The sequence below is a fragment of the Acidithiobacillus sp. TH-A36 genome (genome assembly GCF_057473445.1).
Genome location: NZ_JBYCKP010000495.1, coordinates 1 through 5,229, shown reverse-complemented (window position 1 = coordinate 5,229; position 5,229 = coordinate 1). Strand labels below are relative to the sequence as shown.

The 5,229-nt window shown below is 53.1% G+C and carries 3 protein-coding genes; 1 reads left to right on the top strand and 2 read right to left on the bottom strand.

Features of this window, described 5'->3' with window-relative positions; genetic code table 11:
* Positions 1–929 (bottom strand): TasA family protein (locus AC2VLY_RS12665; RefSeq protein WP_486922392.1); only part of this gene is annotated, 929 nt, incomplete at its 3' end.
* Between the two features lie 659 nt (positions 930–1,588).
* Here AC2VLY_RS12665 and AC2VLY_RS12660 point away from each other — a divergent pair.
* Complete coding sequence (locus AC2VLY_RS12660) at positions 1,589–2,953, top strand: hypothetical protein (protein ID WP_486922391.1); 1,365 nt, start codon at positions 1,589–1,591, stop codon at positions 2,951–2,953.
* A gap of 258 nt (positions 2,954–3,211) precedes the next feature.
* On the opposite strand, the gene AC2VLY_RS12655 is transcribed toward AC2VLY_RS12660, so the two are convergent.
* Positions 3,212–5,229: beta strand repeat-containing protein (locus AC2VLY_RS12655; protein WP_486922390.1), on the bottom strand; the 2,018-nt coding region annotated here is incomplete at its 5' end.

Below are 5,229 nucleotides of genomic sequence, written 5' to 3'. Positions count from 1 at the left end.
GCGTCTTGATAGTCGTTGTGCGCCCTGAGTGGGAGTTGCCCGCTGTATTCCACCACCAAATATTGTCCCGGAGCCAACACAATACCATCCAGCGCGGAATTACCAGAGATATCCGTACCTGCGGAGTGTGTACCGCTCTTCCAAAGAGTCTGGTCGCCTTTCTTGTCCGCCGCTGCATCGTATCTTCCGAGTATCCCTGCTACCCATGGCTGTGTGTGCACCTCTCTATGGTGGCCTGTGTTTTGGTAAGAGAGTGTGACTGCTTGCTGCGGATGAATGACATTCCGTGCCAGTGTATCGTCCCCAGAGACCACTAGGCGTCCGCCAACTGTTTGCGATACGGTCGGAGCATGAGCATTGCTACTTGAATAAATTGCGTAGTCGAGGTTGTAGAAGGCGGGGTGATTGTCCGTCTCATACGCAGCATTGTCTCCAGTCGCTTGGTAGTCATAAGATTCCCAGCCTTGGTGGTTTGGGGCTTCCGTCGCGGAGATTAAATCAGGATGCCATTCGGTGTATACCCGGTCTTTGGCAGATGCTTGAATGGGAGACTGTTGCTCCAACGCGCTGCTTGTTGAACCATACTTGGTCTGCACCCACCCATTGTTCAACCCATCGTCGTAGAAAATGGGGCCGGTGGCGGTCGTGACCACGTTGACGATCTCGTTGACACTCCCCGTATTTCTCGCAACGGCGTAGCCCGTGGCATAGTCTCCTGGGACCATATTGAAATAATTCAACTGTGCTTTGCGGTCGGAAAATGTGCCGAAGTTCTGTCCCTTGAGTCCGATGTCCACTACGCCCGCCGCAAAGCTTTGATGCTTAGTTTGAGCATGCGCTGTAAACAACGCAAAGCTACCGGCGCCCATCATGGAAATACCCGCTAACGCACTGGCGCCAGCCATCACTATTTTTGAAGCAATTTTCACCCTTTACTCCCCCGTTCTCCTCCATTTCTTGTATAGACGTTCTTATTATAGAACAATTTCATGTCATAGGGCGTGTGGTTTTATATAAAAGATCACGTGCGCCTAGTCTTCCGCTTTATAAAGACGTCGGCGTCACGGCGACATGCTCGTCGCTCGATGCCCTGCACTGGATGTTTCGTACCGAGCAGCATTGCCACAACAGGTTCCAGATTTAAGCTTTCGAAGAATCTCGCAGAATCCGATACGCATCCTCCGCATTGCAGAGCGTTTTCAACTCACTGGCAATCGACCGCTCCTGAGCCTATGGCACCTGCACCACCGAAAGACGATAACCCATCCGAACATTCGCCCCTTTCGCATCCCCTCGAGGCCTCCGCGCAAGGCCAATCTCCAACGGCCAGAGGCTCTCTGAAAATGCACCAAGCGGTAAACGGACGAACGGACTCAAGGCCCCAGTGCTGAGACCAAGGTGCATGAAGGAGCAGTTGTTTCTTGGGAGACGGAAAGTGGGAGAGCTTGCTTACGGCGGAGTCTGGAAGCGCGAAAGGGCATGCGGTCCCAAACAACAACGAGGTAAACTGACACGTATGTTGCAGGCTGATTCTCTATGTTACACTCAAAATTGGCAATACAAGAAGAGAATGTACGGAGGGATGCGAATGAAGCGCTGGACCACACTCGCACTATCGACGACACTGATGTTCACCACGTTCGGGATGTGCGCAACACCCGCATATGCGGCAACCGTTCACATGCTACCCACGGTCCTAGAGGACAATGGAACAGCCATCGTCTCAGCGGACCATCGAGTCCACGTGGACCCGTGGAGTGGCGCACAAACGTCCTGGCTCCCAGTCTATTATTTAGATGAAGCCATGATGGGGATGACCATCCGTGCCCACTGGAACGGAACGACAAGCTCTTGGAACATGAAAACTAGCCTCTCTGCCGACTTGTCTAGTTTGCCAACTTCCCAATCTACCGGTGCCACCGTAATGGCAATCGAGATCAACGGCCAAGTGGTGGAATATGCGCCCCGATTGGTAGCAATCGATCCGGCTAGCGGACAGCCAACGACCTACGTGCCTTTCTATTATGTCATGCAGGCACTCAAACGCCTCGGTGTGACGTCCACTTGGCAAAACAACACGTGGAACATGGTGGCACCGACCACAGACTCTACTGGCACACCCGTAACAATGCAACAGGCAGCCACGGCGTTCGAGGCGGACTACGGTGTGGATCCGCTCACATCGTTCGTTCCGAGCTACTTTAGCAAGGACGCCTCGTGGTTCCACTTCTTCATGAGTTCCGATTACAATACGGCCCAGACGCCTACAATAGACACTTGGGATGAATGGGTTATGTCGAAGTATCTCGTGCCGAGCAACTCGCTCGACTATCAACCAGGCTCGGGCACTGTGTTCAGCTGGGCCAACAAGGTCGAGGTAAACGTCGGGCTCACGGCCCCATCTGGAAGCTCGCCACTTACTCAAGAATATTTAGACCAGCTCAATCAAGCGGCTAAAGATGTGCACCAGCGCTATTGGCAATCCGGGAACGTCATCCACCCAATCTTCCACATTGAGGACATTGGGAACGACGACTGGAGTGGATACACATCCATGACTTATGACAATGAGCCTGCTGCAGAGCTCCAAGCCAATGCAAATGAGGAAATAGATCTCATTGACGGTGCGACACTCACCGAAGCCAGGGGGTATTGGACGATCAAGTTCCCGAATTTCCCGGACAACAATTATTGGCGAATCATGGCTACGGCTTACAAGAACGACCACATCCAATACAGTCGCAACAACGGCCAAACCTGGACCACTTGGACCAGCACCAGCAGTAGTTATAACAGCGGCTACGACAACTACAAGGAACCGCTGGAAATCCGGGACACGCCAGCCGAGGGCATCGGATTTGAAGTCTATGTATTCAGCACCACCGCGCACGATAGTTTCTCTCTCTGGGGTGCCCACGAGTCGAATGGGCAGTTCATAGCAAAGCTCTACTAAATCATGGGACTTTCACGGAACACATCAGGGAGGAGCTTGGAACGCCTCCCTCTTGGTTCTTCGAGATGGCCTTCTTATCGGGCGCAGGCAAACGTCACTTAGTTAACCATCAAACAAGATGACCCTTCAATTGTTCAAGGACAGTGCCCAGTTCGTTGACCAACTCAAGAATATCGGTTCCTGACTGGAGAAGTCCATTAGAATGGAAAAGGCAGACAGCGTAAGCTGCCTGCCTTGACCTTATTGCCGCTGCGACAATTACCAAGAGATTGAGCCAACCTGGTATCCGTTGGACCCCCAATTGGTATTACCTGTAGGACTGGTAACACTCACGCTACCCGGTGCTCCAAAATACAGTACTGCGTGGCTGCCGGTGTTTCCATCACCGTACGTAAACGCATAGGTGTAACTGGAAGTGTTCGTTTGCGAACCAGACAACGTATTCGTCGCTGTACCGTTAGTGCCAGTAGCATACTCCACGTTGCCCGACTGCAAGGTCAGTGTAACTTGCCCATTTGAGTTAGTAAAGACCGTAAACTGTTTTGAGGATGTTCCCGTCCACGACGCTACTCCTGGCATTGAGAAGCCACTTGTGCTATAGGCGAGAGCGTCAGACGTATTAAAGAGTGGAATAGGCGTGTCTACGAGACTACCGCTGGTTCCAATATTCTCAGCCAACGTGGTGCCGTTCACTTCCGTCACCCAGACATGGTTAGAAGTATCGTCAAACTTCACCACTGCGGTGCTATCCGCGACTGGATTCCCACTGGCATCGAGCACCGTGAACGTGACCGGCGCACTTTGGCCGCTGAAGTCATTCAACGTGACTTGGCTCGGGGTGAGCGTGGACACGTAAGATGCGGACTCTGCCACGTTAAAGGTTGCCGTCGACTTCGCACTGCCGCTGGTGACTGTCAGTGTCGATGCGGCACTCTCGTTGGTCAACGTCACCCAGAAGTACGGAGTTGTGGTGGTAGCAAACGTCAGGCCATCCACGGTCCATGTGTAGGTCGTAGCGCCATTGGCGTTTGTTCCGGTTGACGTTAGCTCAAGCTGCAAGGACGAAGGTGTTCCGACTTCTGCAGGGAGAGACATTCCATCAATTTCAGAAATCTCCGCCCCGTTGCTCACTGAGAGGTTATAGGTCGCTTCAGCGTTGCTACCCGTAAGCTCGGTTCCACTGGAGTCCAACGGAACAAAGTACGCAGCCTGATTACCAGCCAAGCCACTCAGCGAGGTAGCGGATGGTGTGAAGTTTGCACTTGGTGCAAACGCGCCCACGCCAATCGAGGACAAGCTCACCGTAGGAGCATTGGCATCGGAGTACTCAAGCTCCGTCGTGGCCAGCGCTGTGTTCGAAGACAACGGATAGCCACCACTGAAGGCAGTCACAAAGACGTTCTCAGGGTTATAGTCATTCACCCAGACCGTTGCTTGACCTTCCGCATTGGTATACGCCGTGACATAGTTGCTACTAATGTTCGCGCCGGAATTGTTCGCAAAGTAGGAACTGGTAGAGTTGGTGTTCGTGTAGGAGCCATTTGATGTCGACAAATCTCCGTTGGTCGTGTTGCTCAAAACAAAGGTAACTTCTTGATTAGCCTGCGGCGCTCCGCTACTTTCGGGCAGGGTAAGGGTCACTGGCACCAATCCGGTTGTACCATTGGACGCCGTAGAGGTCGTTGCGCTGTATCCTGTGCTGGGGCTCATAATGGCCTCGTTGTTGACAAAGCCAAGGTACACATTCTGAGCCACGGCGGAACCATTGTTCATGTAAGGCGCGGTAATTGTCAGGTCGTAGGAATTCAATCCATCGACCACGAACGTGGCAACACCGTTAGAGTTGGTGGTCACAGACGCAGTGTAACCGTCTGCAGCAGAGCCGCTCACAGACTCAAACGTGGTGCCCTGTTGAACGGTCGGCTGCACTCCACTACCCGAGAACGAGAGCGACAAAGTAGCGTTTGGAATTGGATTACCCATCGCATCGGTAAGCGTGGTGGAAACCGTCACAGCAGCTCCGGTTTCATTGACAGCCGGTGCAGTTTGCGTACCCGTGCCCACAGTTGCGCCGGAGACTGTTGGTGTTGACAAGGTCACTCCAGACGTGGTCGGCGTGGTCACGGTCGGCTGTACCAAAGTCAGCATACCCGTGGTGCCGTTCCAGTCGCTCTGCTGCGCTACGCCAATGCCCTGCAACACTTTGAGCAAGAAGTAAATCGGCATGTACGTGGTCTCAACGTGCGAAGCTGGGTCTTTCGCGAACTTCGGTGTGG

Bases quoted from the DNA above. Each gene is read 5' to 3' on its own strand.
- AC2VLY_RS12660 (WP_486922391.1), top strand. From the start codon at position 1,589: ATGAAGCGCTGGACCACACTCGCACTATCGACGACACTGATGTTCACC.